This is a genomic window from Bradyrhizobium sp. ORS 278, from assembly GCF_000026145.1.
Classification (GTDB): Bacteria; Pseudomonadota; Alphaproteobacteria; order Rhizobiales; family Xanthobacteraceae; genus Bradyrhizobium.
The window spans coordinates 2,095,915-2,121,027 of sequence record NC_009445.1; the positions used below are offsets into that span (position 1 = coordinate 2,095,915).

Genomic DNA, 25,113 nt, shown 5'->3' on the forward strand with positions numbered 1-25,113 from the left:
CGCGTCACCTGTTGACGCCGACCGGCGTGCACGCGCGGCTCGCCGCTGAGGCCGGCGAGAATGTCGAAGCGGCAGTGGCGCCCGTCCGCCGTCACGCCACCTTCTGATCCGACGCCCGGCCGAGATCGGATGCAGGCCTGCTCTCGCCGCGGGGGACGATCGTCTCGAGCGTCGCGACGGCCTTGTCCGCCATCTCCTCGACAATCATGGCCGACATCTCGCCGCTTGCCGCGACTTCGACCCGGTTGCGGCCCTTCTGCTTGGCCTGATACAGCGCATCGTCAGCCACGCGCAGAATGTCCATGAAGCTGCCGCCTGCGTCGGGATAGCTCGCCACGCCGGCCGAGATCGTGACCCGCGGCAGATAGCTGTCGGCATAGCGGATCTTCATCGACTCGATTCTCGCCCTCAACTCCTCGGCGCGGACCCCGCCTTCCTCGGTCGTGGCGCCCGGCAGCAGCACGACGAATTCCTCGCCGCCGAAGCGGCAGGGCACGCCGTCATCGGCAAAGGTCGCTCGCAGGATCTCGCCGACATGGCGCAGCACGGTGTCGCCGGCGTCGTGACCGTGATTGTCGTTGAACGTCTTGAAGTGATCAACATCGAGCGTCACCACGCTGACCGGCGATTTGTGGCGAGCCGCACGCAGCAGTTCACGCCGCGCGGTCTCCAGCAGATAGCGCCGATTGTTCAGCCCTGTCAGCACGTCGCGAACAGACTGGTCACGCAGCCCTTCGCGTAGCTTCATGTTGGCGATCGCGATCGACAGATGCTCGGCACAGGCGAGGCCGAGGCGGACGCGATCGGCGAAGCGCGCTTTGGCTTCCTCCGCGGTCTCGCTGCTGTCGAACGTGTATTCGAGGTGCAGCAGGCCGACCGTATCGCCATGCGCCAGAATCGGAATGCAGCAGTAATTCTCGTTGATGTCCTTGTGGACATGATCGCAATGGAATTCGATTTCGCTGGTGCCGTGGACGTAGAAGTGGCCGCGGCGCAGGCTCCAGCAATCCTCCGGATGCATGCTCGTGGTGCGCGCCTCGCCGTTCCATTGCGCGGCGACTTCCAGCACGTCGCGCGAATTGGCGTAGATGTAGAGGCTGCCCTTGCATTCCGGCATCAGGCGCCCGAGCACCGAGGAGATCATGTCGTAAAGTTCAGTCTCGGACTTGGCCGATTGCAGCCATTCGCTCAGCTCTGACAGCGTGCGCGTGGCGGCGTTGAGCCGTTCGTTTTCGACCAGGCTCTTGCGGAACACCGCCAGCGCCCGCGCCATCATTCCGAGTTCGTTGGCGTGCTCGGCATAGGGGATCTCGGTGGCAAGATGCCCCTTGGCGATGCGCTCCATGCTCTCGGTGATGCGATGGATCGGTGTCGACACGTCGCGGATCACGAAAATCAGCGTGGCGAAGCCGATCAGGATGCTGATCGCGTTGACGCTCCACAGCACGATCGAGAACAGGTGGCTGTCGGCGGTCGCGTTGTCGATGGCGTGGTCGGCCTCCTGGTCGGCGAGCTTGATGCCGTCATCGATCGCATCGACCACGGCCTGGAAGTACAAGGGCGTCTCGACGTTGACGATATTGGCCGCCGTGGCGCGGTCCGCGGCGATTTCGGGATCCAGAATCCTGGCCTGCTGCTTGACGTATTGCGCCCATTTGGCGGCGAACTGATCGAACACCAGCTTCATCGGCGAGTTCGGTTCGATCGTGTCCCTGAACGCCTCGATCTTGCGATTCAGATCGTCGACGCGACGGGTGATGACCGTCTCCACCTCGGCTCGTTGGTCGGTGGTGGATGCCAGCGCCATGCGGACGGCCGCGGTGCGTATCCGCGCGACCCCGACGTTGAGCTCTCCGAGCGCCCTGATCTTCGGCAGCCTGTCGCGACCGACGGTCTCGATCGTCTCCTGCAACGCTGACAGCCGCATCTTGCTCATGATCGACATGCCGCCGAGGATGACGAGCAGCAGGAAGACCGAGGTCAGAAGTGACGATTTGATCGAAACGCTCAGCGACTTCTGCGAAAGGCGGAGGGTCATGACGTCCACTGTCGATTGACGGCTTGCCCATCGGTCGAAGCAGCGCTCAGGGACCGGCGCACTCCCCCACAAGCCCGCCGATGATTGAAATGACCATCAATTTCGATTCAATTACGCCGGTTCCGTAGGTCACCGGACAGGGAGCCTGGCGCGAAATCTGGTTAAGGCGGAGTGTCTGCGCACGGTGAATCGCGGACTAACAATCATCGGCGATGAGCGCCGCATGGGTGAGCGGCCGGTCGCCACTCGCCCGCGCCAGGGGCGGATGGGACGCCGCGTCAGCCTGGCAGCAGCTCGGTCAGCGAGCGGATGATGCGGTCGGGCTTGACGTGGGTGCCTTCTGGCAGGCCATCGCCATGGACGTCGATCCAGATCGAGAAGATGCCGAGCCGCTGCGGCGCCTCGATCTCCCATTCCAGATTGTCGCCGATCATCCAGGTGTCCTGCGGGCCGACGCCGAGCCGCTCCATCGCGTGCCAATAGGCGCGCTCCTCGGGCTTGCCGAAGCCGTGCTCGCCCTCGATCTGGATGTGGTCGAAGCGGTGCGCCAGCGCGAAGCGCTCGATCTTGGCGCGCTGCTGTCCGGCCTCGCCATTGGTGACCAGCGCGAGCTTGACGCCGCGCGCCTTGAATTCATCGATCGCCTCATGGGCGCCGGGGAAGACGAACATCTGCTCGTCGCGATACCGGGTGAAGTGGTCGGCGATGCGGATCGCAAGCTCGTCCGGCAGGGCAGGGCCGGCGCGGGTCAACGCCGCGAAGCCGCCCTTCACCACCTCCTGCCGCGCCTGGATCAGCTTCATCCGCCACTCCGCCCCGGCGACCGACCAGAAGCTGCGGGCCGAGGCGAGGATCGCGGCGGCGACGTCCTGCGGCGTATGCGGCGCGAGCTCGTCGGCGAACTCGGTGGCGACGATGTTCCAGGCGATCTCTGGACGGCCGTAGGCCGACAGGATGGTGTCATCCATGTCGATCAGCATGGCGCGGGGCAGGGCGGCCGTCATGACTCAATCTACGCGGTTCAAGACAACGAGTTTCACGGCCATTTCACCTCGGGGGGCATCGAGGACAGAATGCTGTCGACATTGCCGCCGGTTTTGAGCCCAAATGTGGTGCCGCGGTCATAAAGCAGGTTGAATTCGACGTAGCGGCCGCGGCGGATCAGCTGCTCCTCGCGATCGGCCTCCGTCCACGGCGCACTGAAATTGCGCCGGACCAGATCGGGATAGACTTTCAGGAAGGCGCGTCCGACGTCCTGGGTGAAGGCGAGGTCGGCGTCCCAGTTGCCGGAATCATGATGATCATAAAAGATGCCGCCGATGCCGCGCGGCTCCTTGCGATGCGGCAGGTAGAAGTACTCGTCGCACCAGCGCTTGTACTTGTCGTAGGACGCCACAGCCGCATGCGCGTCGCAGGCGCCCTTCATCGCGGCATGGAAGGCGACCGTATCCGGGTCCTCCTGGTTGCGCCGTCGGTCCAGCACCGGGGTGAGATCGGCGCCGCCGCCGAACCAGGACTTGGTGGTGACGACGAAGCGGGTGTTCATGTGCACCGCCGGCACGTGGGGCGACCACAGATGCGCGATCAGCGAGATGCCCGAAGCCCAGAACCGCGGGTCCTCCGACGCGCCGGGGATCTGGCTGCGGAATTCGGGCGCGAACTCGCCGTGCACGGTCGAGCAGTGCACGCCGACCTTTTCGAACAGCCGGCCATGCATCATGCTCATGACGCCGCCGCCGCCGTGGCCGCCGCCATGGTCGGTGCGCTCCCACGGCGTGCGCACGAAGTGGGCGGACGCCCGGGGATACAGGTCGGCCGGCGCCTCCTCCTCGAGCCGCTCGAACGCCGCGCAGATCTGATCGCGCAGGCTCTCGAACCAGGCACGGGCGCGAGCCTTGCGATCCTCGATGGCGGCAGTGGTCATAGCGTCCCCCGGGGCAAATTGGCCGCCCCCCTTGTCAAGACGCCATGACGGCGATGGGTGACAGCGTCGTTGTCTCTACCGGTGACGTCCTACCACACTCGATCAGTCGTGCGGACCGAAATAGGTGCAGGTCTCTCGGCAGCTGTCGCGATGGACGGCCACCTTGGTCACGTGGCCGATGGAGCGGACGCGCTCATAGATGAAGCGCGACAGGTTTTCCAAGGTCGGCAGCCCGATCGCCTCGATCCTGTTCAGGAACTTGTGGTCGAGCGTGGCCTGGATCTCGCCCAGGCGCTGCGTCAGCAGGCCGAAATCGACCACCATGCCGGTCGTGGGGTCCGGCGTGCCGCGTACCGTCACCTCGGCGCGGAAGGAGTGGCCGTGGATCTCCTGGCTCACCTCGCCCAGCGTCGTATGCGCCAGCGCATGCGCGGCCTCGAAGGTAAACGACTTGGTCAATTCCCACATCGCTTGGTCAACGATCCCTATCTGATGCCGATCATCTTGTGCGTCTGCAGGCTGAGCCGCCATTGCGGACGACGCTGGCAATAGTGAATGGCGCGCGCCGTGTTGGCGGCCGCGTCAGGCCCGTCCATCGGCTGCAGCGAGAACCGCTCGAAGGCGAGCCCTTCGAACTTGTCCGGCTCGGTGCCCGCTTGCGGATAGACCAGCTTCAGCTCATGGCCGTGCCGCAGCTTCAGTTCGGCCCCCGCTTTGGGACTGACGCAGATCCAGTCGATGCCATCAGGCGGAATGAGCGTGCCGTTGGTCTCGATGCCGACGGCAAAGCCCTGTGCATGGAGCGCCGCGATCAGGTCGGCATCGACCTGCAGCAGCGGCTCGCCGCCGGTGAGGATCGTATAGCGGTCGGCCGCGCCGCCTGTCCATTGCCCTGCGATGGCCTCGGCCAAGGCCGCCGCCGTTTCATAACGGCCGCCCAGCGTGCCGTCGACACCGACGAAATCGGTGTCGCAGAACCGGCACGTCGCGGTGGCGCGATCGGCCTCGCGTCCGCTCCACAGATTGCAGCCGGCGAAGCGGCAGAACACGGCGGCACGCCCCGCCTGGGCGCCTTCGCCCTGCAGGGTCATGAAGATTTCCTTGACCGCGTAGCTCACTCCCGCGCTCCTTCCGCAGATTGCAATTGGACGAAATGTCCAACCTGGCGCAGCGCCTCTCCGGCGGCCATGGCCGATGCGATCGCCACGTTCAGCGAGCGCATGCCTGGCTTGAGCGGAATGCGCAGCCGTGCATCGGCCGCGTCTGCCACCGTCGCGGGCACGCCGACGCTCTCGCGCCCGAGCAGCAGGATGTCGTCCGGGCGGTAACTGATATCCAGGTAGGACGTCGCGCCCTTGGTGGTGAGCAGCAGCAGGCGGTAGCCTTGCGTGGCCCGCCACGCCTCGAACGCGCTCCAGGAATCGTGCCGCCGCCAGTCGAGATGGTCGAGATAGTCCATGCCGGCACGGCGGAACTGCCGATCGGAGACGGCAAAGCCCGCCGGCTCGATGATGTGGGCGGCGAGGCCGAGACAGGCGCACAGGCGCAGAATCGTTCCGGTGTTCTGCGGAATGTCGGGCTGATAGAGCGCGATCTGCATGCGAACAGGTCTTAGGAAACGGGGCTTGGAATTGGTCTTAAGGATGAGGCCGAAAGTCCGCTGAGCCGGCGGGAATTGGTGCATGGCGTGCTGCGGGGCCGATAGCGGGCTTGCGCTCGTATCGCAAGGGTGCCAATAGAACGATTCTGGACGGCGCGTTCCTACCGGGGCGGTAGCACGAGTCGTTTTCTGCCGCCGCGGGGGACGCGGGCGCCGGCAGGCACCTCCCGGTCACGTGATCTCCCACGCTGAGATCTGGCACGTCGAGCGGGTCGTTGCTCCGGCTGCAACGAAGAAAGGGTTGGAATCGTGACAGCGTCTACTGCGGATCATCCGACACGCCGGGATTTTCTTTTCGTCGCTACGGGCGCGACCGCAGCGGTCGGTGGCGTGGCCGCCCTGTGGCCCTTCATCTCCCAGATGAATCCGGATGCCTCGACCATCGCGGCCGGCGCGCCGATCGAGGTCGACCTCACCCCGGTCGCCGAAGGACAGGACATCAAGGTGTTCTGGCGCGGCAAGCCGATCTACATCTCCCACCGCACCAAGAAGCAGGTCGAGGAGGTTCGCTCGGTTCCAGTATCGAGCCTGCCGGATCCGGCGACCGACCAGTCCCGCACCAAGGACGGTCACGAGCAGTGGCTGGTGGTGATCGGCATCTGCACCCATCTCGGCTGCATCCCGATCGCGCATGAAGGCAATTACGACGGCTTCTTCTGCCCCTGCCACGGCTCGCAATACGACGCCTCCGGCCGCGTCCGCCAGGGACCCGCGCCGCTGAACCTGCCCGTCCCGCCCTATCAGTTCGTTTCCGACACCAAGATCCAGATCGGCTGAGCGGACGTTACGTCCGCAAGCTCAAGCTCGATCGTGCAAGATAATTCTTTCAGGAACGCATCATGAGTGGACCTTCTACCTACCAGCCGAGCCACCCCGCCTTGAAGTGGTTCGAGCAACGACTCCCCATCATCGGCCTGGTCCACTCGTCCTTCGTTGCCTATCCGACGCCGCGGAACCTGAACTACTGGTGGACGTTCGGCGCCATCCTGTCGCTGATGCTGGGCGTCCAGATCGTGACCGGCGTGATCCTGGCGATGCACTACACGCCGCATGCCGATCTCGCCTTCAAGTCGGTCGAATTGATCGTCCGCGACGTGAATTACGGCTGGCTGCTGCGCAACATGCACGCCTGCGGCGCGTCGATGTTCTTCCTCGCCGTCTACATCCACATGTTCCGCGGCCTCTATTACGGGTCATACAAGGCACCGCGCGAGGTACTATGGATCCTCGGCGTCATTATCTATCTCCTGATGATGGCCACGGGCTTCATGGGCTACGTGCTGCCGTGGGGCCAGATGAGCTTCTGGGGCGCCACCGTCATCACCAACCTGTTCTCGGCCGTGCCGTATTTCGGCGAGAGCATCGTGACCCTGCTGTGGGGCGGCTACTCCGTCGGTAACCCCACGCTGAACCGCTTCTTCGCGCTCCACTACCTGCTGCCGTTCCTGATCGCCGGCGTGGTCGTGCTGCACGTCTGGGCGCTCCACGTCGCCGGTCAGAACAACCCGGCCGGCGTCGAGCCGAAGACCGACAAGGACATGGTGCCCTTCACGCCGTACGCGACGATCAAGGACTTCTTCGGCGTCACCTGCTTCCTGATCTTCTATTCCTGGTTCATCTTCTACATGCCGAACTATCTCGGCGACGCTGACAACTATATTCCGGCCAATCCCGCCGTGACGCCCGCGCACATCGTCCCCGAATGGTACTACCTGCCGTTCTACGCGATTCTGCGCTCGGTCCCGAACAAGCTGGCCGGCGTCATCGCGATGTTCTCGGCGATCATTGTGCTGGTGTTCCTGCCCTGGCTCGACTCGGCCAAGACCCGCTCGAACAAGTACCGCCCGCTCGGCAAGCAGTTCTTCTGGATCTTCTTCGTCGTCTGCGTCGGCCTCGGCTATCTCGGCGCGCAGCCGCCGGAGGGCGTTTATGTCGTGCTCGGCCGCATCCTGACCGTGCTGTACTTCGCCTACTTCCTGATCGTGCTGCCGCTGCTCGCACGCATCGAGAGGCCGCGTCCGCTGCCGAACTCGATCGCCGACGACGTGCTGGCCAAGTCCGGCAAGGCGATCGCCACCGCCGCGGTCGCCCTGGTTGCCGTCGTGTCGCTGTTCGCGGTTGGCACCGGCGAGGCTCGCGCGAACGAGGGGACGCTGACCCCGCCGTCGCAAAGCTGGTCGTTCGCCGGCCCGTTCGGCAAGTTCGATCGTGGTGCCGTGCAGCGCGGCCTGAAGATCTACAAGGAAGTCTGCTCGAACTGCCACTCGCTCAATTATGTGGCGTTCCGCAACCTTGCCGAGCCCGGTGGGCCCGGCTACTCGCCGGCCCAGGCGGCCGCTTTCGCCTCCGAGTACAAGATCAAGGACGGTCCGAACGATTCGGGCGAGATGTTCGAGCGCCCGGGCCGCCCGGCGGATTATTTCCCCGCGCCGTTCCCGAACGAGCAGGCCGCGCGCGCCGCGAATGGTGGCGCGGCTCCACCGGACCTGTCGCTGATTGCCAAGGCGCGCTCCTACAAGCGCGGCTTCCCCTGGTTCCTCATCGACTTCTTCACCCAGTTCCAGGAGCAGGGCCCCAACTACGTCAACGCGCTGCTGCAGGGCTATGAAGAGACTCCGCCGCACGGCGTGACCATCCCGGACGGCTCCTATTACAACAAGTATTTCCCGGGCAACGCGATCAAGATGCCGCCGCCGCTGTCGGACGGGCAGGTGACGTTCGAGGACGGCTCGCCGGCGACCGTGAAGCAGTACGCCCACGACGTCGCGACCTTCCTGATGTGGACCGCCGAGCCGCACATGGAGGCCCGCAAGCGCCTCGGCTACCAGGTTTTCATCTTCCTGATCATCTTCGCCGGCCTGATGTACTTCACCAAGAAGCGCGTCTGGGCCGCCGCGCACTGATCGGCGCAGCTCGTTTCGATCCTGAAAAGCCCCTGCGGGGGCTTTTTTGTTGCGCCGAGTCTGCCGTGTCGTGCCGCTCGGCGGACGGCAGGTTTTGCCGCGCGCGCCGGCGGTCCGAGGCGGACGATGAGGCTCGCGTGCGTGCGACATCCTCGAAACGGCGGTCAATGTCCGCTAGTCTGAGCCTCGAGCAAGTCTCGCGTGTGACGGCCCGACGCCGCACCGATGCCCGCTGTCGTCGGGAGTTTGATCGATGACGATGATCGATGACATGGCCTCGCTGAAGCAGGCGATGGTCCAGATGGACTCGGAAGATGCGACCGTGGCGCAGACCGGCAAGGATCGCGCCGCGCAGATCCTTGAGGCGTCCGGACTGAGCTTCGCGAAGCTTGCGGAACTGATCCAGCGTCGCCGGCTGCTGCTGCCGCCTTCGGTTCTCGGCCGGATCAAGCGCATGGATCAGCCGGGCACCCTCGGGGATTCGGCCTTCCGCGCCACGTGGGGGGTGCTCCGCAAGGAAGGCCAGAGCTTTCTTCAGATCGCCGAAGCCCTCGAAGTCAGTGGCGGACTCCGACCTGGGGACGATGCCGAGGCCAGCGCGTTGCGGCAGCGGACCGCCCAGTTGTCCGCCGAAGCCGCGATGGATTCTGATGGGCGGACCCCGCCGACCGCGCTCACTTTGGCTTTAGACATTGTCACGTTTCCGCTCCGGCATCCCATTCGCTTTCTCACCGTTGCCGTGCTCGGGCTGGTGCTGTTCTACGGCTATCGCGGTGCCGTGACTCTGGGCCAGCAGGTCTCGAGCTTGTTCGATGGTGCGGCTGCCCGGCGCGCATCGTCCGGCGCAGGCCCGGCGCCGCCGGCCTCGCCCGCCGTCACCCCGTCTCAGACCGCGTCGTCGCCAGCGACCGCGCCTCCGCCACCGGCCTCTGCCGCCACGCCATCGCCGATACCCGCGCCCACGGAACCTGCGCCGGCCGACCTGGCTCGCGCTCCTTCGCCGCCCGCGCCCGCGGCTCCCGCTTCTCCACCCGCCTCATCCTCGCGGCGCGATGCGAGGATTGGGGCTCGATCGAGATTCGCGACGGAGTGCGGCGCGGCGCGGGACGGGTCATCGACCTGGTCCCGGCGCTGCCCGAGTGTCGGCGACGAGCGCCGTCCGCGCGCCTTCGAGGACATGGTCCCCGCGGCGATCCGGCGCGATTCGCGGCAGGCCGGACCCTGCATCGGCGGCGTGGGAGGTTGCTTCTGGGGCGGTTTGCAGCACTGACACGGCGGCGAGGCCGCGACGGCGCCTACGGCGTCATCGGCCGAGGCGCCCCAGCAAGCCGTGCTGCGTCCGAGGACTCCGTCAGCGGCGCGCTCGCGCAGAGCCCAGGCTCGACAACTCGACGGTACCTCCGTCGAGCGCCTGCTGCAGCAGGACCTCGATCTCGCGATGACCGTTACGAGCGGCAAGAGATGCCGCCGTGTTTCCGAACTTGTTGCGGGCCGTCAGGTCGACCTGGCAGGCCAGCAAAGCCTTCACGACGTCGACGTGGCCACGATACGCGGCCCGCATCAGCGGCGCACACTTGACCATGTCCCCTGCATTGCAGTCGGCGTTGTGCTCGAGCAGATGCTTCACCACAGCAGTCCGGCCATTGCCCGCTGCCCGCAGCAGCGCGGTCTCGCCGCTCTGGTTTCTTGCGTTGACGTCAGCCCCGCGCGCGAGCAGCACCTCGACCACCTCGATGTGACCGCGGTCTGCGGCGAGGATGAGCGCGGTGTCGCCGTCACAGTCGCGCGCGTTCAAGGCAGCTCCCTGATCCAGTTGCGCGATCACCGTGTCGACGTCTCCGCAATAGGCGGCCGTAATCACCGCCTGTTCGAGATCACGTTGTTGCTGCGAATGACCTTGGCTCATCACTAGCCCCCCTTTTTGTCGTCCCCCGTCACGGAGCCCGGGACTATAGAAGCCTCGGTTCGGCAACCAAGAGGAATTTGTCTGATCAATGTCGACGTCGGTACTCATACGGGGCTGTTCCGCGGCGCACACGAGGAAATCGTCGTGGAACAAGCTCAACGAGCAACTTTTCGGCGCTGGTGTCGTCCTGCTGCATCACAACGCCGGTTTAGGTGCGTTGCGGTTGCGCCGCTCGGCCAAGCCGACCTGCGACTCATTCGAAGAAATGTTGCGATGACGCCCGCATTCGCAGCCGACGAACCTTCGATCTCGTAACGAACGTCAAGGGCTGTCGGCCGCGATGACGATCATCGCTGTGCGACGCGCATGCGGCTATTTGCAGGACGCGGTTTGGCTCGAGGTCCACCAGCGCCATCGCGATGCACCACCCGACCAGCACGACGCAGGCAGGACTTTGAAGCCGTACAGAGTCGACGACGTTTGAGCCGGTTGCGCCGGTTCCGGCGGCGCGTTCTGGGCCACCATATTGGTCGACATGCGCCGCTCCGGCGGCGGGGCCCTCGGCGGAAGTGGAGTCCTCGCCGCCATCGTCCTGTTGCTGCGCGGCTGCGGCGGCGGCTGGCCCTCAGGCGACTCTCGATAGCGCACCGGTCGCGCCAAAGGGGGCGACGGCTCCTGTCCCGCCGCGAGCTCGGCTCCCGGCGTGGGATCGTCCGGCCGCGGCGCGTCGGTGACCTCGATGGTCGTGTGCTCCGGACCTTCCTGTAACACGAGATCGAACAGCCGCGCGGCATGATGCGGATGCAGCCGCACGCACCCATGTGACGCCGGCCCTCCCAGCCGATCGATCGCGTAGCTGCCGTGAATCGCGTAGCCGTTGTGAAAGAAGATCGCATAGGGCATCGGCGAGTTGTAGTAGGAGCTCGAGAACCAGTTGCGTTCCATCCGTTGCGGGGTATAGACGCCGCTCGGCGTCGCGAGATCGTCACGGCCGGTCGACACCGGCCACATGTAGCGGATGAAGCCGTTCTGGATGACGAGCATGCGCTGCGTCGACTTGTCGACGAGGATGTCGAGCCTGGCCTCAGCCCTCTCGAGGCTGATGAGCCACGCCAGTGCTGCGACCAGTATCACGACATGGCGACGCATGATGCGCTCCGGATGTGGTGCTGCTGCCATGATGGAGGCGGGCAATCGCGGTGGTCTATCGTTTGAATGAAAGTCCGGATTTCGTCGCGTGTCGCGGGCTGCGCGACGGCGCGATGCAAATGTCGTGTATCGCCGTGAGTTCGTCGTCGAACCGATCTTCTAACCATGTCTGCAACTCTCGTGCGCCTGTGAAGAGTAGGCAATTCCGGATGGCTTCGCGCCGCCTGTCAGCATCGATATTTCCATGAGCTGATGACGATCTACGGAGTCCTGTCTTCCCGTTTGTCGCATCTTGGCGAACCGGCAGCGGGCCGGGTCCAGGCTGCCACCTGGCGCGTCAGCATCCACTGCCGGCAAATCAGGCCGCAACTGGCCGTCCGCGATGGAAACTGCCTCGCGGCCTTGAACGCTCCAACTAATCCCCGCAAAAATGTCCGAATCAGGCGGCCTTTTAAGGGCAAGTGCGACGGCGAGTCGCGGACGCCAGGGCGCGGGGCGGCTGTCAGGCCGCCGCGCCAGCAGAATGCGAGGCGTAACGCGCGGCGCGCGGGGGACTACGCGTGTCGGGCCAGGTGTCACGAACATTGCGCGTCAGCCGCGAGTGGCATGTGTGCATTGCTGGTCGTGCTCGATCGCGCGAGCGTTTTTGGGATCTTGCCGCAGCGTGAGGAGAGACACGCAGTGAACTTCGTATTTGTGCTGTCGTTGCTGACGGTCATTCTTGCCGTTCTGAGCGTCTTCATCGAGATACCGATCGTGAGCAACTACGCGTTCTGGTTCGCGGTGGGCGCCTATGTCATGCTTGCCGGCACGAAGTAGTGCCGTCATGGATTGATTGCCGGCGGGATGCGGCGGCGGTCATGACGTGCTCAGGGTGAGCCGAAACTGCCGAGAAAGCCCAGCACCCCGGACTCGATCATTCCCAGCGGGCCTCGCGGCAGTGGCCGCGAGACGTCTACTGCGCCGTAGGCGCCATAAGGAACCTGCTCGCTGAAGGGGACTGGGCCCGATCCCCCGTCCCAGACCGGCGCGGGAGGCCGCGGCGGTGGGTCGTACCGGTCGGCCACCGGTTCATATCCGGAGCGCGCAGGTTCGTCGTTGAAGCTGTAGGGCGTCGGCCAGCGGCGTCCGACTCCGCCATCGCCCCAGGGATAGGAGCGATAGCTGCGATAGGGATAGTCACCGCCATGGCGTCGGTAGCCGCAATAAGAGCAGCCGTAGTGGCGAACCGGCGAGCCGTAGCGCCGCTCGACATATTCGCGTTCGACGTAGCGATAGCGGCGCTCGTAGATGAGGCCGGACCGCGAGGTATGGCAGCGTCGATAGCATCCGCATGGCGAGCATCGATAGGGAGAGTAGCTGTAGCCGCAGCGATATCCGCACGAGCTGGGTCGGTAATAATAGCCATCCCCATAATAGCCGGCTTGCGCCGTGGGCGCGATCATCAGCGATCCCAGCCATGCGAGTACGCCTGCGATGATCCATCTGAAAACGCCGTATCCCGGCGATCGAGCGGTTGCGGGACCGTTCATCGTAACCTCCAACATGTGTACGCTTGGTCAGGACATAATCGTGGCAAACAATGAGACCGAAGTGCGACCGGTCGCGCGCATGTGGCGCGTGCGAGCGGTGTGACCGGCGGTCTCGGGCGTCGACTCCGCGATATGAGTAGTTCGTCCGGTGGATCGTATTTGTCGTCGTAAGTGATAGATAAGTGGACCAATTTCAGGTGAGCGATGAAGCTGGCATGCGAGATCGATAGTCGGCACAAAATGAATTAACTATCTTCGCGAAAGACCGTAAATCGATGCTTGCCTTAAAAGGCCGATCGGAAAATTTGGGGACGTCGTGTAGTCGGATGCGTGCATATGTCGCTATCGTTCGATTGAATATCGAAAGTGCATCGGCAATTTTTTCATGCACGGAAAATCTGTCCGGCAGGAATGATAGGTCGACTGATGAAATTGCCGAACTAATAGATGTCGGCGGAATGTGCGTCGTACGGAACAAACAAGCCTCGTCTCCACGATAATGCCTGAATTGCGCATCATGATCGTGGCTTGACAGTTAGTTCCTGGTGTCTTCCTCAGACGAGTCGTCCATGACCCATGAAGCGTTTGCGTTGTCGCCGATCTCGGCGCGTGCGGCTCGTCCCGACGAGGGTGACTACGAGGCGATCCGCGAGGCGTTCATGGAGACGGAGCGCGGCCGCTGGTTTCTGGGCGAATACGCCAAGCGCAACCGCAACTCCGATACCCGCATGGTACTCGATGAGGTGGCGCGGCTCGAGCGCGTCGTCGCTGCGCTGCAGCCGGCGGCGATCGCGCCCGGGCTCCACGAGATGGTCACGGCACTGATGGCCGTCGTCGACGAGGCGGCGGAGGTTGCCGCGGCCGCGGCGGCAAGGCTTGCCATCGACGAGCGGCTCGCACCCATCCGCTCGGGCGTGCGGATCCTGGAAGAGATATCCTGGCGTTGGCGGGAGATCGGCTCGGAGGCGCGAACGTGCGACTCGATCGATGCCCAGGTCGAGGCCATCCGGGAGAGCTGTCGCCAGCTTTCGAAGATCAGTATCCCTGATACGATGGAGACATCGTTCGAAGTGATCCGGCGCCGGCTCAGGGAGCTCGCCGAAGATGGCGGTCTCGAGCCCTCGCTCGCCGCCGACGCTGGACCGATTGTGGAGCCCGTTGCGGCAGCCATGGCCGCCGCCGGCCGGGACGGTCCGCAGGCGGGTCCCGGGATCGAAGCTGTTCCGGATCCGGTTGACGTCGCGCAGGCCGAGACGGCCTCGCGTGAGACCGCCGGCCACTCGTTATCAGCGCCGACGCACGGCGAGAGCGCGGCCGAACCGTCATTACGGTTGCACCCCTCGCTCGGTCCGACGCCGTTCACGGCGGTTGGGCACGGACGGCCGGCCGCCGATCTGCTCACGGCCATTCGCCGCATGAGCCTGACCGAGAGGATCACGTTCTTCTCTTGACGGCGAGCGGCCTGCATCAGCCGCCGTCTGCAGTTATCACCAAGCCTTGATCTCGATGCGCGCGGGTTCGCCCACGACGCGATCGCCATGCTGCCAGGCCAGTCGCGCCTGTGATGTATTTGCGCTAAACCGCAGTCCCAAGTCCCGATCAGAAACTGCGGAGGATCATCATGGGCACACTCGTCAGCTTCAAGCGGCCCGACGGCCAGGAAGCCAAGGGCTATCTCGCCAAGGCGGCCAAGGCCGATGCGCCCGGCGTCGTCGTCATTCAGGAATGGTGGGGCCTGCAGGACCAGATCAAGGGCATGGCCGACCGCTTCGCGCTGGCCGGCTTCAACGCCCTGGCGCCCGACCTCTACAAGGGCATGGTGGTGCCGTATCACGACACGGACGCGGCGGGCCGCGAGATGAACTCGCTCGACTTCATGGATGCGACGACGCAGACCGTGCGCGGCGCCGCGCAATATCTGGCGCGCAACGGCGCCAAGGTCGGCCTGACCGGCTTCTGCCTCGGCGGCGCCGTGACGATCATCGGCGCCACCAAGATCGACGAGCTCGCGGCCGGCGTTGTGTTCTATGGCATTCCGCCGGAGCAGGCGGCGAAGCCCGCCGACGTCAAGATCCCGCTGCAGGCGCACTTCGCCAATAAGGACGATTGGTGCACGCCGGCGCTGGTGGATGGCTTCGAGGCGGCGATGAAGGCGGCCGGCAAGTCGCTCGAGCTGTATCGCTACGACGCCGAGCATGCCTTCGTGAACGAGCAGCGCCTGACCGTCCATGATCGTGCGGCCGCCGAGCTGGCCTGGGGCCGCGCCACGGCGTTCTTCCACAAGCATCTCGGATGAGGTGAGGGGAGCGGCTCGTCGCCCTTGCCGTCGCACCGCGCGGCGTCACACCGCGCGGGCGGTCTTCTCGGCGGCTTCGTCCGGCAGGGGCTCGGCATCATCGGCGGCCCGTCCGTCCGGCTGATCCGGGCCGTCGACCGAGGGCGCCGCGTCGGCGGAGCGCCGACGACGCTTCGTCCTTTTCGCCTGCGCCTCGAGGAAGCAATCGAGCAGCGTCTGCTGCTTCGGGAGCGCATGCGACACAAGAGGCTGTTTGCCGCGAGCCATGTTAACCAAGGTAATTCAATATGGTTAACCAATCATTGCCACACTATTGCAGATAGACAACAGTGTTGCCCGCAAGCCCAGCCAAGTTATGTAACTTTTTGGGATCACGGCAACTGGCGGTAGGTAAATAATGTTGGCTGCACGCGCGCAACATGAGGTTGTGACGCACGTCACAGCTGCCGGCTGCAGATTCTGGCTACGTCGGAGCAGCCTTATGCCTGCGAATCACCGCAGATTTGCGGGACTATGCGCGATGAGATCACGTTCGACTCCGCGCGCTTTCGTTCAACTTGCGAACCGGAGCGCGCGTGCTGGTTTGCGTTGCCAAAACAATCTGAGGTAGTCTTTTTCCCGATGATCTGCTGACGGAGAGCGCAGTGCGTGTGGCCTTTGCGCTGGCCGGCCTGGGCGGCTTGAACGCTCATGGCGCCGGCTTCCTCGACACCGCCCGGGCCTGGGGCGTCACGCCGGATCTGGTCACAGCCACCTCGGGTCAGGTCCTGGTGTTGTCGGCCTGGCTGCAGGGCCTTGACCTGCGTGACCAGCTGATCTCCTCCGACCTCGCCCGTGATCCCGGCTCGCAGCTGCGCACGGTGTTGTTCGGCTATCCCGGCGTGTTCAGGCCGGCCTATGCGGAAGCGCTGGCGCGCATCGCCTCCTGGCCGGACTGGCGCGACGGGCCGTTCAACGTGCTCGCCGACCGGCTGCTGCCGGCGCAGCAATACGTCCCGCTGCGGAGCGAGGCCGACTTCATGCAAGCCGCCGAAACATTGAACGGCAGCGCGATCGGCGTCGTGTTCAACACCTACGATCCCGAGACCGGCACCGGCAGCCTCTACGGCAACGACGCCGCGCGGGCGCTGCTGCCGTCGGAAAAATCGATCCGCAATGCCCATGCCGTCCGGGCGCGGCAGTCGGCCGCCAAGCGCGACCTGCGCTACGCCTCGGACATCACCGCCGAGCGCATGATCCGCCCGATCACGCCGGAGGCGATCAAGGCCGCGCTATGGCTGTCGCTGTATGGCTTCACCAAGCTGCCGGGCGGCCAGATGGACGGCGCCTATCACCGCGCCAGCATCATCTCCGAGCTGCACGGCTTCGACCGCATCTTCGCCGTCCGCCCGCTCGCCAATGGCTGGCAAGGGCATGCGCCGCAGAACTGGTTCGAGGTGCAGGACTGGACCACCGAGATGTGGTTCTCGGTCGGCTACAAGGCCGAGGTCGACGCGCTGAAGCGCATCAACGACCTGATCGCGGCCGGCGTCATCACCGACCCCAGATACAAGAGCGTCGAACTGGTCGAGATCCAGCCGGAGACGCCGGCCGGCTATTTCAACTATTTCGTCGAGCGAGGCGAGGTCTATGAGAACGCGGTGGCGGCGACGGAGCTGAAGTTCAAGGAGCTGGGGCTAGTGAAGCCGGGGGCGTAAAGCGCACTGCGGCCGAGAAGCGTCGAATGAGCGAACGCAGGGCAGTGCTGGTGTGACCAATGTTCGAGCGCTGCTGAGAATGCCGTCCTAGATCCATCCCGTGAGTGTCCCTTGGATGTCCGATTTTGCGTTTAGATTCCTGAAGGCGATAGGTGTTCTCTGCGTTCTCAATTTTGTCGCGTTCGTTGTCGGCGCGATTGCCCTCGGTGGCGATGCGATTAGCGGCAGGAGCGGAGGCGGACACTATTATCTCGCAAGCCATGGCAAGCTGACCGAGGTCAGCGCGGCTGTCTTTACCTACAGCCGATGGCACATCCTCAGCGTCTTCGTGACACACCCGCTCGCGATGATCATCGGTTACGTCTTGAACAGGGAAAACAAGGCGAGGTTAGCGAGAGGCCAAGCCGGCAGCGGATCGGTCGCGGCGTCAAGGCAGAGTCGTGACCGCGAGTACTGGGGCGGAACCTGACAGGGGATGCATGGTGTCCGGCTCGATCCTTCATGTCGTTTTCAACATGTCCGCCGCCGGCACGTTGCGCGCGGCGCTCCAGCAAGCCGGCCGCGACGACCGCGTCATTGGACTTGGCGATAACCTGAGCTTCGGCCCGATCGATCCGCCCGATCCGGAGTTGCGAACCGCCTGGGTGGACCAGAAATTGGAAGTGTCAGGCTGGGATGAGGTCGGCGGACAGGCCAACTCATTCTGGGACGAGGCGCTGTCATGCGCTCACGACAGGATCGCCTGGCTCACGCGGCGGTCGACCCAGGAATATGCAGGTTTCCTCGAATTCCTGTGGCGGCTCGGCGATGAGCCGGTCGAGATCGTCGATCTCGCTGACGCTGTCGCGAGGGCAGGGGATCATGGCGCGCCCAATCGGCACCGAGTGTTCAGCTTGGCCGAGTTGGCGCCCGAGACAGTCAGCGTCAATCATCTCTGGGATGTTCGGCAGAACCTGACGTCGGACATGCGCGCGGCCTGCCGCGAACAATGGGCGCGCCTCAAGGCGGAGAACGCGCCGCTGCGGATCCTCCGCGATGGCGAGTTCGTCTCAGCCCCGATCACGCATTTCGATCCCGTGCTGGTGTCCTGCGCCACCGCCGAATGGACGAAGACGGCAAGGATCATCGGCGAGGCACTCTGCGAAACCTGGATCGACGGGATGCAGATCGGTGATATCGAATTGTTTGCGCGCGCCCGCGCACTCGTCGCAGCGGGGCGCCTGCAGTGTCGTGGCGATTTGCTCGATATGCATCGCAGCGAGTTGCGATTGCCAGGGCCCGCGGGGTAGCCTCCGCTCGCGACGCGAGGGAAAGTGCGTGTGGATCGGGGCGAATTCCTCAGTCGCCTCAAGCTGATTTGCCCTGTTCAGTCCTTCGCAAAAAATTTTTGTTTCTATTTTTCAGAATTCGTGCTTGTATGCGTGCATCCCACCCCGGCACGAGGGGCGTATCGCGATCGTCACGAGACGCGGGGTGGAGATGCGGTGGGCGCGTCACGTCGCAGCATGGCTCATGTCGTGCGGACGAACGGCGGGCGCGCACGGTGAAGTCGCATGGTCCTGGCCTCCCGACGCTGAGGCTACGCCGGTGGTGATGATGATCCGCTGGTCACGGGGGCAAGACAGCCCGGTCCCCGGGGAGAATGCGTATAATCCGTCAAACCATCGCGCAGGGAAGGCCGGTCGTCCGGCTGACCTGTGGTGACTGCCGCCTGCTTTTTTGCTGCAGGCGGGCCACGGGCATCAGCCGATGCCCGGCCTTCCCTGCGCCCTCGACTTGGTGAGGGCGGCGTTGAAGATCATGACTCGGGCAGTGTGTCGCGAGAATGCCTCTCCATGCTCAACCGTCATCCCCGCGAAGGCGGGGATCCAGTACGCCGCGGCCCATCGACATGAGCCGCAGCGCTGTTGGAATACTCGATGCCCGCCTGCGCGGGCCTGACGCCGGTGTAAATCGGTCGAACCTCGTTTGGGGGCAGCGGGTTGCCGAGCGAAGCTGCGCCCGCCCAGCCGCCTGTGTCCCCGCCGCCCTTGACCCCGGCCGCCGCCCGTGGTCATTTCCGCGGGATGAGCACTGTCGTCCGCCCAGCCCGTCTCTGGTGGCGCACCTTTTAAAAGGTGGCCGGTGCGATTCATTTGACATTCGATCGCAGAGGGGCCGCCACGCAGCGGCGGCTTCCGGTTGGTCCTGTGTGGCGTTTCCTCGGCAAATTCCGTAAGAGGACGCCCAAGAGGACCCCATGAACAGGACCGTTTTCGCCCTTCCGGCCCGCAGCGACTACCGCACCTCGAGCGGGCTCGCGATCACGCGCGCCGTCGAGCAGTTTTCCGGCGGCGCCAGCCGGCTCGACGACCTGATCGACCTGCTGGACCGCCGCCGCGGCGTGGTGCTGTCCTCGGGCACGACCGTGCCCGGCCGCTACGAGAGTTTCGACCTCGGCTTCGCCGATCCGCCGTTGGTGCTGGAGACGAAGGGGACCGATTTCACGCTGCAGGCCCTGAACAAGCGCGGCGAGGTCCTGATCGCCTTCCTGAAGGACACCCTGCGCGAGCCCTGCGTCGTCATCACCGCAGCCTCGCCAGCGCGGCTCGCCGGCCATATCGTCCGCGGGCCCGCGCCGGTCGAGGAGGACCAGCGCACCCGGCGCGCCAGCGTGATGTCGCTGGTGCGGGCGATGATCGCGACGCTCGCAGCCAATGACGATCCGCTGCTCGGCCTGTTCGGCGCCTTCGCCTATGATCTCGTGTTCCAGATCGAGGACCTCGTCCAAAAGCGCCCGCGCGAGAAGGACCAGCGCGATATCGTGCTCTACGTGCCCGATCGCCTGCTGGCCTACGACCGCGCCACTGGTCGCGGCGTGGTTCTGTCTTACGATTTTTCCTGGAACGGCCAGTCGACATCAGGCCTGCCGCGCGACACGGACGCCAGCGTCTATCTGAAGGAACCCCGCCAGGGTTTTGCCGACCACGCGCCGGGCGAATACCAGGCGACGGTGGACAAGGCCCGCGCGGCGTTCGCCCGCGGTGACCTGTTCGAGGCGGTGCCCGGCCAGCTGTTCGCCGAGCCCTGCGAGCGTTCGCCGGCCGAGGTGTTCCAGCGGCTCTGCCGCATCAACCCGTCGCCCTACGGCGCGCTGATGAATCTCGGCGATGGCGAATTCCTCGTTTCCGCGTCGCCGGAGATGTTCGTGCGCTCCGACGGCCGCCGCGTCGAGACCTGTCCGATCTCCGGCACCATCGCGCGCGGCCGCGACGCCATCGGCGACGCCGAGCAGATCCGCCAGCTCCTGAACTCCGAGAAGGACGAGTTCGAGCTCAACATGTGCACCGACGTCGACCGCAACGACAAGGCGCGCATTTGCGTGCCCGGCACCATCAAGGTGCTGGCGCGCCGGCAGATCGAGACCTACTCGAAACTGTTCCACACCGTCGATCACGTCGAGGGCATGCTGCGGCCGGGCTTTGACGCGCTCGATGCGTTTTTGACTCACGCCTGGGCGGTCACAGTGACCGGCGCGCCAAAACTGTGGGCGATGCAGTTCGTCGAGGACCATGAGCGCTCGCCGCGGCGCTGGTACGCCGGCGCGATCGGCGCGGTGAATTTCGACGGCTCGATCAATACCGGGCTGACCATCCGGACCATTCGCATGAAGGACGGGCTCGCCGAGGTTCGCGTCGGCGCCACCTGTTTGTTCGATAGCGACCCGGCGGCCGAGGATCGCGAGTGCCAGGTCAAGGCGGCGGCGCTGTTTCAGGCGCTGCGGGGCGATCCGCCGAAGCCGCTGTCCTCGACAGCGCCGGATGCCACCGGCTCGGGCAAGAACGTGCTGCTGATCGATCACGACGACTCGTTCGTGCACATGCTTGCGGATTATTTCCGCCAGGTCGGCGCCAACGTGACCGTGGTGCGTTACGTCCATGCGCTGACCATGCTGGCCGAGCGCAGCTGGGATCTCATCGTGCTGTCGCCGGGCCCTGGCCGGCCGGAAGACTTCAAGATCTCCACGACCATCGACGCCGCGCTCGCCAAGAAGCTGCCGATCTTCGGCGTCTGCCTGGGCGTGCAGGCGATGGGCGAGTATTTTGGCGGCCAGCTCGGTCAGCTCGCCCAGCCCGCGCATGGCCGGCCGTCGCGCGTGCAGGTGCGCGGCGGACGCTTGATGCAGGGGCTGCCGAACGAGATCGTGATCGGCCGCTACCATTCGCTGTTCGTCGAGCGCGACAGCATGCCCGAGGTGCTGACGGTGACGGCGGCGACCGAGGATGGGGTGGCGATGGCGATCGAGCACAAGACGCTGCCGGTCGGCGGCGTGCAGTTCCATCCGGAATCGCTGATGTCGCTCGGCGATGCCGTGGGCTTGAGGATCGTGGAGAATGCGTTCCGGCTCAATCAGCCGGGGAGTTGATCACGCCCTCATTGCGAGGAGCGAAGCGACGAAGCAATCCAGTCCTTTGTTGCGGCCCCTGGATTGCTTCGCTTCGCTCGCAATGACGGCAATACATAGAGTGGGATGAGAGCACGATGACGTTCGATCTGGACATCAAGAACACGGTCCGCACCATTCCGGACTATCCCAAGCCCGGCATCCTGTTCCGGGACATCACGACCTTGCTGGCGGACGCCCGCGCGTTCCGCCGCGCGGTCGACGAGCTGGTGCATCCCTGGGCCGGCTCGAAGATCGACAAGGTCGCGGGCATCGAGGCGCGCGGCTTCATCCTCGGCGGCGCGGTCGCGCACCAGCTTTCGGCCGGCTTCGTGCCGATCAGGAAAAAAGGCAAGCTGCCGCACAAGACGGTCAGCATGTCCTACGCGCTGGAATACGGCACCGACGAGATGGAGATGCATGTCGACGCGGTGCAGCCCGGCGAGCGGGTCATCCTGGTTGACGACCTCATCGCCACCGGCGGCACGGCCGAGGGCGCGGTGAAGCTGCTGCGCCAGATCGGCGCCACCGTTGTGGCCGCCTGCTTCATCATCGACCTGCCGGATCTCGGCGGCGCCGCCAAGCTGCGCGCGCTCGACGTGCCGGTGCGCTCGCTGATCGCGTTCGATGGACACTGAAGCAGGGCGTCAGGAGCGCTGCATCACCAGCTCCACCTCGATCTCGCGGAACGCATAATAATTGCGCCGGATCCATTGATAGAGCTCGGTCGAGGGGTCGCGCTCCTGGCGCAGATAGCCGGTGAAGGAGAACGAGTAACGCTCGATATAGGTCTTCAGGAAGGCGGGCAGAGCGGCGATCTTCAGATGCTTGCTGCGGCTGTACAGCTGGGGCAGCTCCTCGCGCAGGACGTGGTCGTTCTCGACCACGATCAGCTGGGGCTTCGGGATCTGCCGGCGCAGGGCGTCATAGGCGCGCATCGACACCCGGTCGCCCTCGGCGCAGTACAGCACGATCGGGACCACGTTGCGCCGCGCGGCCTCCTTCAAAAAGCCGATCTGTTCGGACATCTTGAAGAACTCGTCGAACGAGTAGTAGCCGAGGTCTATCACCTTCGGGATGCCGTCGTTGAGGATCACCCGATCCATCAGCTGGATCTTGCCGTAGGTGTCCTCGATCGTCGCGGTTTCCGTGATCTGTGGCAGGAAGTCGAGCAGCGACGGCTCGCGGAGCGTGACGTCGAAGGCGAGCACCTGGCCGTTCTTGAGCAGCAGGAACTCGCTCAGCACGCGCGCGAGCAGCGTCTTCCCGGACTGCGGCCGGGGGGAGCAGACGATGTAGACGGGCGTCGCGGGCATCCGACCTATATCAGGTCAAATGCGCTTGCGATAAAGCCCCATCATTCACGGAGCTGCTATTTTTCCCCGGCGGGCCGCGGCGCCGCCGGCTTGGTCGAGCCGACGATGTCGGTCAGCTTGATGCGGTCGTACTCGCTCCAGACATTGGCCAGCCAATGCCGGACATAGCCGCGCAGCACGAAGGAGTAGTTTGCCGCCTCGTCGCGCGGGCCCTTGTTGGCGACGAATTTGAGGAACGGCACCGAGGCGACCTCGACCTGCTCGAACGCCATCTCGTTCAGCTTGGGGATGGTCAGCTCGGTCGCATCCTTGATGCGGTGGAAGTAGGAATTGTAGGTCGACTGGTCCCACTCGAAGAAGCTGGTGTTGTTGATGAAGTTCTTCACCAGGAAATATTTTGCCCCGATCATGTAGCTCGCCGTCTCGGCGATCTCGTCGAGCGAGGCGATCGAGGAGCCCAGGATGTGGAATACCGCGAAGGTGATCTGGCCGGAGCGGGCGGCGTCGAGGAAGCCGATGTCGCGCAGCGCGGCGAGGGTGGGGGACATCAGGCCGGCGCGGACGTCGATCACGGTCACCGAGGGGGCGACGGCGCTCAGCGTGTCGAAGATCTTCATCTGGTCCGGCGTCGAATTCATGTCGACGATCTCGGTGATCTCCGGGTGGAAGCGCTTCAGCGTGCCGCGCGGATGTTCGGTGTCGAACGCCCTTGTGGGGACGTTGTTGGCGCTGAAATAATCGAGCAACGTCCGCGACACCGTGGTCTTGCCGACCCCGCCCTTGTCCGCACCCACCACCACCACTGCCGGTTTCGCCATGGAAAGTCCTTCAGCCCTGAGGCCGGCCAGAGGGCCGGCGCTTTGCATTCTGCTTTGGGCGCGAACATGGCAGAAACGCTGAAGAATTCAAATTCATTGCTGCACGGCACGGGGGAAATGTGCGCCTTTCCTGCAACAGGCACTGGCAATCAGGACCAACCGGACCGAAAGCCAGGCTGTGATGCGGAAGCAGCTGAGAGCGACTGGCAAGACGACGGTCGACTTTTGTCCCGGATTGGAGCAGGGCACCGAGGTCTAGTGCCTGCCCTATGGGCCCGCGGCCGGCGTGCTCCACGGGCCGCCTTCCGCCGTCGAGCCGGGCGATGCGCCGGGATCACCGGCATGGCTCCAGGGACCCGCCGGCGGCAACGACGGAGGGCCCGCGCCATCGGCAGCTTCGGGACCGGTATCGTTCTCCTCCGCCTCGTCCGAAGGCAGCGCCAGCGGGCCGGGATCGTGGCCCCCCGCGAACTTGATCAGCGCCTGGACGCGGGACTCGACGGAGGGATGGGTGGCGAACAGATCGGCAAAGCCCTCGCGCGGATTGTCGACGCACAGCTCCATCACCGCCGAGGTCGCGCCGGGCAGTTCGCCGCGCCCCTCGATTTTGCGCAGCGCGCTGATCATCGCGTCCGGGTTCTTGGTCAGCTCCACGGAGCCCGCGTCAGCGAGGTATTCCCGGGTGCGCGACAGCGCCAGCTTGACGACCTGGGACATCAGCCAGGCCACCACGATCAGCACTACCGCAATCAGCACCACGACGATCGCGCCGCCGCCGGAGCCCTTGCGGTCGGAATCCGACGACGAGGAAGAGGACGAGCGGCCCCAGCCGCCGCCCCAGCTCATGTTGGTGAACAGGCGGAAGAACAATTCGCCGAAGAAGCCGACCACGCCGGCGATGATGACAGCGACCACCATCAGCTGGACGTCGCCGTTGCGGATGTGGGTCAGCTCGTGACCCAGCACCGCCTCGATCTCCTGGTCGTCGAGCGCCGCGAGAAGGCCTGTGGTGACGGTGACCGAATATTGCCGCGGGTTGAGGCCGGTCGCGAACGCGTTCAGCGCCGGGCTGTCCATGATCTTCAGCTGCGGCATGGTGATGCCGCGGGAGATGCAGAGATTTTCGAGCAGATTGTACAGCCGCGGCTGCTCCTGGCGGGTCACCGCCGCGCCGCCGGTCACCGCGTCGATCATCTTCTGGTGGAAGAAATAGGCGATCACGATCCAGGTCGCCGCGCCCAGGGTGGCCCAGGGCAGCGCCTTGATCAGGTCGCGGGTGGCGGCGTGCATGTAGTAGGCGACGCTGCCATTGCCGTTGATCATCACCTCCGCGATCAGTGCGCCGGCGAACACCAGCACGTAGATCAGCAGGAACAGGCCGCCGAGCAGCACCATCGAACGGGTCTTGTTCGATGCGATATGGGTGTAGAGACCGTAGGCGGCCATGGCGT

24 protein-coding genes are annotated in these 25,113 nt (G+C 64.9%); 11 read left to right on the forward strand and 13 right to left on the reverse strand.

What is annotated here, in order from left to right; genetic code table 11:
- Positions 1–91: 91 nt before the first annotated feature.
- The 6 genes from BRADO_RS09260 to BRADO_RS09285 all read right to left on the reverse strand — a co-directional run bounded on the left by BRADO_RS09260 (position 92) and on the right by BRADO_RS09285 (position 5,562).
- Positions 92–2,038, reverse strand: a complete 1,947-nt coding sequence (locus BRADO_RS09260; protein WP_011925056.1) for a diguanylate cyclase — start codon at positions 2,036–2,038, stop codon at positions 92–94.
- A gap of 278 nt (positions 2,039–2,316) precedes the next feature.
- The gene (locus tag BRADO_RS09265; RefSeq protein WP_011925057.1) at positions 2,317–3,042 is read right to left on the reverse strand and encodes an HAD family hydrolase; all 726 of its coding nucleotides are present in this window, start codon (positions 3,040–3,042) and stop codon (positions 2,317–2,319) included.
- Between the two features lie 32 nt (positions 3,043–3,074).
- The gene (gene hemF, locus BRADO_RS09270) at positions 3,075–3,962 is read right to left on the reverse strand and encodes an oxygen-dependent coproporphyrinogen oxidase (RefSeq protein ID WP_011925058.1); all 888 of its coding nucleotides are present in this window, start codon (positions 3,960–3,962) and stop codon (positions 3,075–3,077) included.
- 102 nt (positions 3,963–4,064) lie between these two features.
- On the reverse strand, positions 4,065–4,430 hold the full coding sequence (locus BRADO_RS09275) for a 6-carboxytetrahydropterin synthase (RefSeq protein ID WP_041756280.1): 366 nt from the start codon (positions 4,428–4,430) through the stop codon (positions 4,065–4,067).
- A gap of 17 nt (positions 4,431–4,447) precedes the next feature.
- Entirely contained in the window at positions 4,448–5,080 is a 633-nt protein-coding gene (queE, locus tag BRADO_RS09280) for a 7-carboxy-7-deazaguanine synthase (protein WP_011925060.1), read from the reverse strand.
- The gene (locus BRADO_RS09285; RefSeq protein ID WP_011925061.1) at positions 5,077–5,562 is read right to left on the reverse strand and encodes a tRNA (cytidine(34)-2'-O)-methyltransferase; all 486 of its coding nucleotides are present in this window, start codon (positions 5,560–5,562) and stop codon (positions 5,077–5,079) included. Before BRADO_RS09285 ends, queE begins: the two co-directional genes overlap by 4 nt.
- Before the next feature lie 306 nt (positions 5,563–5,868).
- On the opposite strand from BRADO_RS09285, the gene petA reads away from it, so the two are divergent.
- The 3 genes from petA to BRADO_RS09300 all read left to right on the forward strand — a co-directional run bounded on the left by petA (position 5,869) and on the right by BRADO_RS09300 (position 9,795).
- Positions 5,869–6,399, forward strand: coding sequence for a ubiquinol-cytochrome c reductase iron-sulfur subunit (petA, locus tag BRADO_RS09290; protein WP_085972786.1), 531 nt, complete (start codon positions 5,869–5,871; stop codon positions 6,397–6,399).
- A 62-nt stretch (positions 6,400–6,461) separates the two neighbouring features.
- Positions 6,462–8,525, forward strand: a complete 2,064-nt coding sequence (locus tag BRADO_RS09295; protein WP_011925063.1) for a cytochrome c1 — start codon at positions 6,462–6,464, stop codon at positions 8,523–8,525.
- Positions 8,526–8,778: 253 nt separating this feature from the next.
- The gene (locus BRADO_RS09300; protein WP_011925064.1) at positions 8,779–9,795 is read left to right on the forward strand and encodes a hypothetical protein; all 1,017 of its coding nucleotides are present in this window, start codon (positions 8,779–8,781) and stop codon (positions 9,793–9,795) included.
- 81 nt (positions 9,796–9,876) lie between these two features.
- Here the strand turns inward: BRADO_RS09300 and BRADO_RS09305 are convergent, their stop codons facing one another.
- Positions 9,877–10,431, reverse strand: a complete 555-nt coding sequence (locus BRADO_RS09305; RefSeq protein WP_244422996.1) for an ankyrin repeat domain-containing protein — start codon at positions 10,429–10,431, stop codon at positions 9,877–9,879.
- 372 nt (positions 10,432–10,803) lie between these two features.
- Positions 10,804–11,580 carry a L,D-transpeptidase gene (locus BRADO_RS33270; RefSeq protein WP_050780972.1) on the reverse strand — a complete coding sequence of 259 codons (777 nt, stop codon included), beginning with the start codon at positions 11,578–11,580 and terminating at the stop codon, positions 10,804–10,806.
- 681 nt (positions 11,581–12,261) lie between these two features.
- On the opposite strand from BRADO_RS33270, the gene BRADO_RS09315 reads away from it, so the two are divergent.
- Positions 12,262–12,399 carry a hypothetical protein gene (locus BRADO_RS09315; protein ID WP_157872536.1) on the forward strand — a complete coding sequence of 46 codons (138 nt, stop codon included), beginning with the start codon at positions 12,262–12,264 and terminating at the stop codon, positions 12,397–12,399.
- Between the two features lie 50 nt (positions 12,400–12,449).
- On the opposite strand, the gene BRADO_RS09320 is transcribed toward BRADO_RS09315, so the two are convergent.
- Positions 12,450–13,112 (reverse strand): hypothetical protein, encoded by a 663-nt coding sequence (locus BRADO_RS09320; RefSeq protein ID WP_244422997.1) that lies wholly within the window; start codon positions 13,110–13,112, stop codon positions 12,450–12,452.
- A 659-nt stretch (positions 13,113–13,771) separates the two neighbouring features.
- Between BRADO_RS09320 and BRADO_RS09325 the strand changes: the two genes are divergently transcribed.
- Positions 13,772–14,563 (forward strand): hypothetical protein, encoded by a 792-nt coding sequence (locus BRADO_RS09325; protein WP_244422998.1) that lies wholly within the window; start codon positions 13,772–13,774, stop codon positions 14,561–14,563.
- A 170-nt stretch (positions 14,564–14,733) separates the two neighbouring features.
- Positions 14,734–15,408 (forward strand): dienelactone hydrolase family protein, encoded by a 675-nt coding sequence (locus BRADO_RS09330; protein WP_011925069.1) that lies wholly within the window; start codon positions 14,734–14,736, stop codon positions 15,406–15,408.
- Positions 15,409–15,453: 45 nt separating this feature from the next.
- On the opposite strand, the gene BRADO_RS09335 is transcribed toward BRADO_RS09330, so the two are convergent.
- Positions 15,454–15,651: a hypothetical protein gene (locus BRADO_RS09335; protein WP_244422999.1), complete on the reverse strand. Its 198-nt coding sequence runs from the start codon at positions 15,649–15,651 to the stop codon at positions 15,454–15,456.
- 401 nt (positions 15,652–16,052) lie between these two features.
- On the opposite strand from BRADO_RS09335, the gene BRADO_RS09340 reads away from it, so the two are divergent.
- The 5 genes from BRADO_RS09340 to BRADO_RS09360 all read left to right on the forward strand — a co-directional run bounded on the left by BRADO_RS09340 (position 16,053) and on the right by BRADO_RS09360 (position 22,166).
- Positions 16,053–17,105 carry a hypothetical protein gene (locus BRADO_RS09340; protein ID WP_011925070.1) on the forward strand — a complete coding sequence of 351 codons (1,053 nt, stop codon included), beginning with the start codon at positions 16,053–16,055 and terminating at the stop codon, positions 17,103–17,105.
- 115 nt (positions 17,106–17,220) lie between these two features.
- Positions 17,221–17,574: a hypothetical protein gene (locus tag BRADO_RS09345; protein ID WP_050780973.1), complete on the forward strand. Its 354-nt coding sequence runs from the start codon at positions 17,221–17,223 to the stop codon at positions 17,572–17,574.
- Between the two features lie 10 nt (positions 17,575–17,584).
- A complete protein-coding gene (locus tag BRADO_RS09350) occupies positions 17,585–18,394 on the forward strand; it encodes a DUF3658 domain-containing protein (RefSeq protein ID WP_157872537.1) in 810 nt (269 codons plus the stop codon).
- A 950-nt stretch (positions 18,395–19,344) separates the two neighbouring features.
- Positions 19,345–21,510, forward strand: a complete 2,166-nt coding sequence (locus BRADO_RS09355; RefSeq protein WP_011925072.1) for an anthranilate synthase component I — start codon at positions 19,345–19,347, stop codon at positions 21,508–21,510.
- Positions 21,511–21,626: 116 nt separating this feature from the next.
- The gene (locus tag BRADO_RS09360) at positions 21,627–22,166 is read left to right on the forward strand and encodes an adenine phosphoribosyltransferase (protein WP_011925073.1); all 540 of its coding nucleotides are present in this window, start codon (positions 21,627–21,629) and stop codon (positions 22,164–22,166) included.
- 9 nt (positions 22,167–22,175) lie between these two features.
- Here the strand turns inward: BRADO_RS09360 and BRADO_RS09365 are convergent, their stop codons facing one another.
- The 3 genes from BRADO_RS09365 to BRADO_RS09375 form a co-directional block, all read right to left on the reverse strand.
- Complete coding sequence (locus BRADO_RS09365; protein ID WP_011925074.1) at positions 22,176–22,844, reverse strand: hypothetical protein; 669 nt, start codon at positions 22,842–22,844, stop codon at positions 22,176–22,178.
- A gap of 56 nt (positions 22,845–22,900) precedes the next feature.
- On the reverse strand, positions 22,901–23,662 hold the full coding sequence (locus tag BRADO_RS09370) for a hypothetical protein (protein WP_041756285.1): 762 nt from the start codon (positions 23,660–23,662) through the stop codon (positions 22,901–22,903).
- Positions 23,663–23,929: 267 nt separating this feature from the next.
- Positions 23,930–25,108: a M48 family metallopeptidase gene (locus BRADO_RS09375; protein WP_011925077.1), complete on the reverse strand. Its 1,179-nt coding sequence runs from the start codon at positions 25,106–25,108 to the stop codon at positions 23,930–23,932.
- Between the last annotated feature and the right edge of the window lie 5 nt (positions 25,109–25,113).

Coding starts and splice junctions, on each gene's coding strand:
- hemF (WP_011925058.1), bottom strand. CDS start 3,962: ATGACCACTGCCGCCATCGAGGATCGCAAGGCTCGCGCCCGTGCCTGG.
- BRADO_RS09265 (WP_011925057.1), bottom strand. CDS start 3,042: ATGACGGCCGCCCTGCCCCGCGCCATGCTGATCGACATGGATGACACC.
- BRADO_RS09320 (WP_244422997.1), bottom strand. CDS start 13,112: ATGAACGGTCCCGCAACCGCTCGATCGCCGGGATACGGCGTTTTCAGA.
- BRADO_RS09365 (WP_011925074.1), bottom strand. CDS start 22,844: ATGCCCGCGACGCCCGTCTACATCGTCTGCTCCCCCCGGCCGCAGTCC.
- BRADO_RS09350 (WP_157872537.1), top strand. CDS start 17,585: ATGGTGTCCGGCTCGATCCTTCATGTCGTTTTCAACATGTCCGCCGCC.
- BRADO_RS09275 (WP_041756280.1), bottom strand. CDS start 4,430: ATGTGGGAATTGACCAAGTCGTTTACCTTCGAGGCCGCGCATGCGCTG.
- BRADO_RS09345 (WP_050780973.1), top strand. CDS start 17,221: ATGTCCGATTTTGCGTTTAGATTCCTGAAGGCGATAGGTGTTCTCTGC.
- BRADO_RS33270 (WP_050780972.1), bottom strand. CDS start 11,580: ATGCGTCGCCATGTCGTGATACTGGTCGCAGCACTGGCGTGGCTCATC.
- BRADO_RS09260 (WP_011925056.1), bottom strand. CDS start 2,038: ATGACCCTCCGCCTTTCGCAGAAGTCGCTGAGCGTTTCGATCAAATCG.
- BRADO_RS09375 (WP_011925077.1), bottom strand. CDS start 25,108: ATGGCCGCCTACGGTCTCTACACCCATATCGCATCGAACAAGACCCGT.
- BRADO_RS09370 (WP_041756285.1), bottom strand. CDS start 23,662: ATGGCGAAACCGGCAGTGGTGGTGGTGGGTGCGGACAAGGGCGGGGTC.
- BRADO_RS09360 (WP_011925073.1), top strand. CDS start 21,627: ATGACGTTCGATCTGGACATCAAGAACACGGTCCGCACCATTCCGGAC.
- BRADO_RS09305 (WP_244422996.1), bottom strand. CDS start 10,431: ATGAGCCAAGGTCATTCGCAGCAACAACGTGATCTCGAACAGGCGGTG.
- BRADO_RS09300 (WP_011925064.1), top strand. CDS start 8,779: ATGACGATGATCGATGACATGGCCTCGCTGAAGCAGGCGATGGTCCAG.
- BRADO_RS09355 (WP_011925072.1), top strand. CDS start 19,345: ATGAACAGGACCGTTTTCGCCCTTCCGGCCCGCAGCGACTACCGCACC.
- BRADO_RS09295 (WP_011925063.1), top strand. CDS start 6,462: ATGAGTGGACCTTCTACCTACCAGCCGAGCCACCCCGCCTTGAAGTGG.
- BRADO_RS09325 (WP_244422998.1), top strand. CDS start 13,772: ATGGAGACGGAGCGCGGCCGCTGGTTTCTGGGCGAATACGCCAAGCGC.
- BRADO_RS09330 (WP_011925069.1), top strand. CDS start 14,734: ATGGGCACACTCGTCAGCTTCAAGCGGCCCGACGGCCAGGAAGCCAAG.
- BRADO_RS09285 (WP_011925061.1), bottom strand. CDS start 5,562: ATGCAGATCGCGCTCTATCAGCCCGACATTCCGCAGAACACCGGAACG.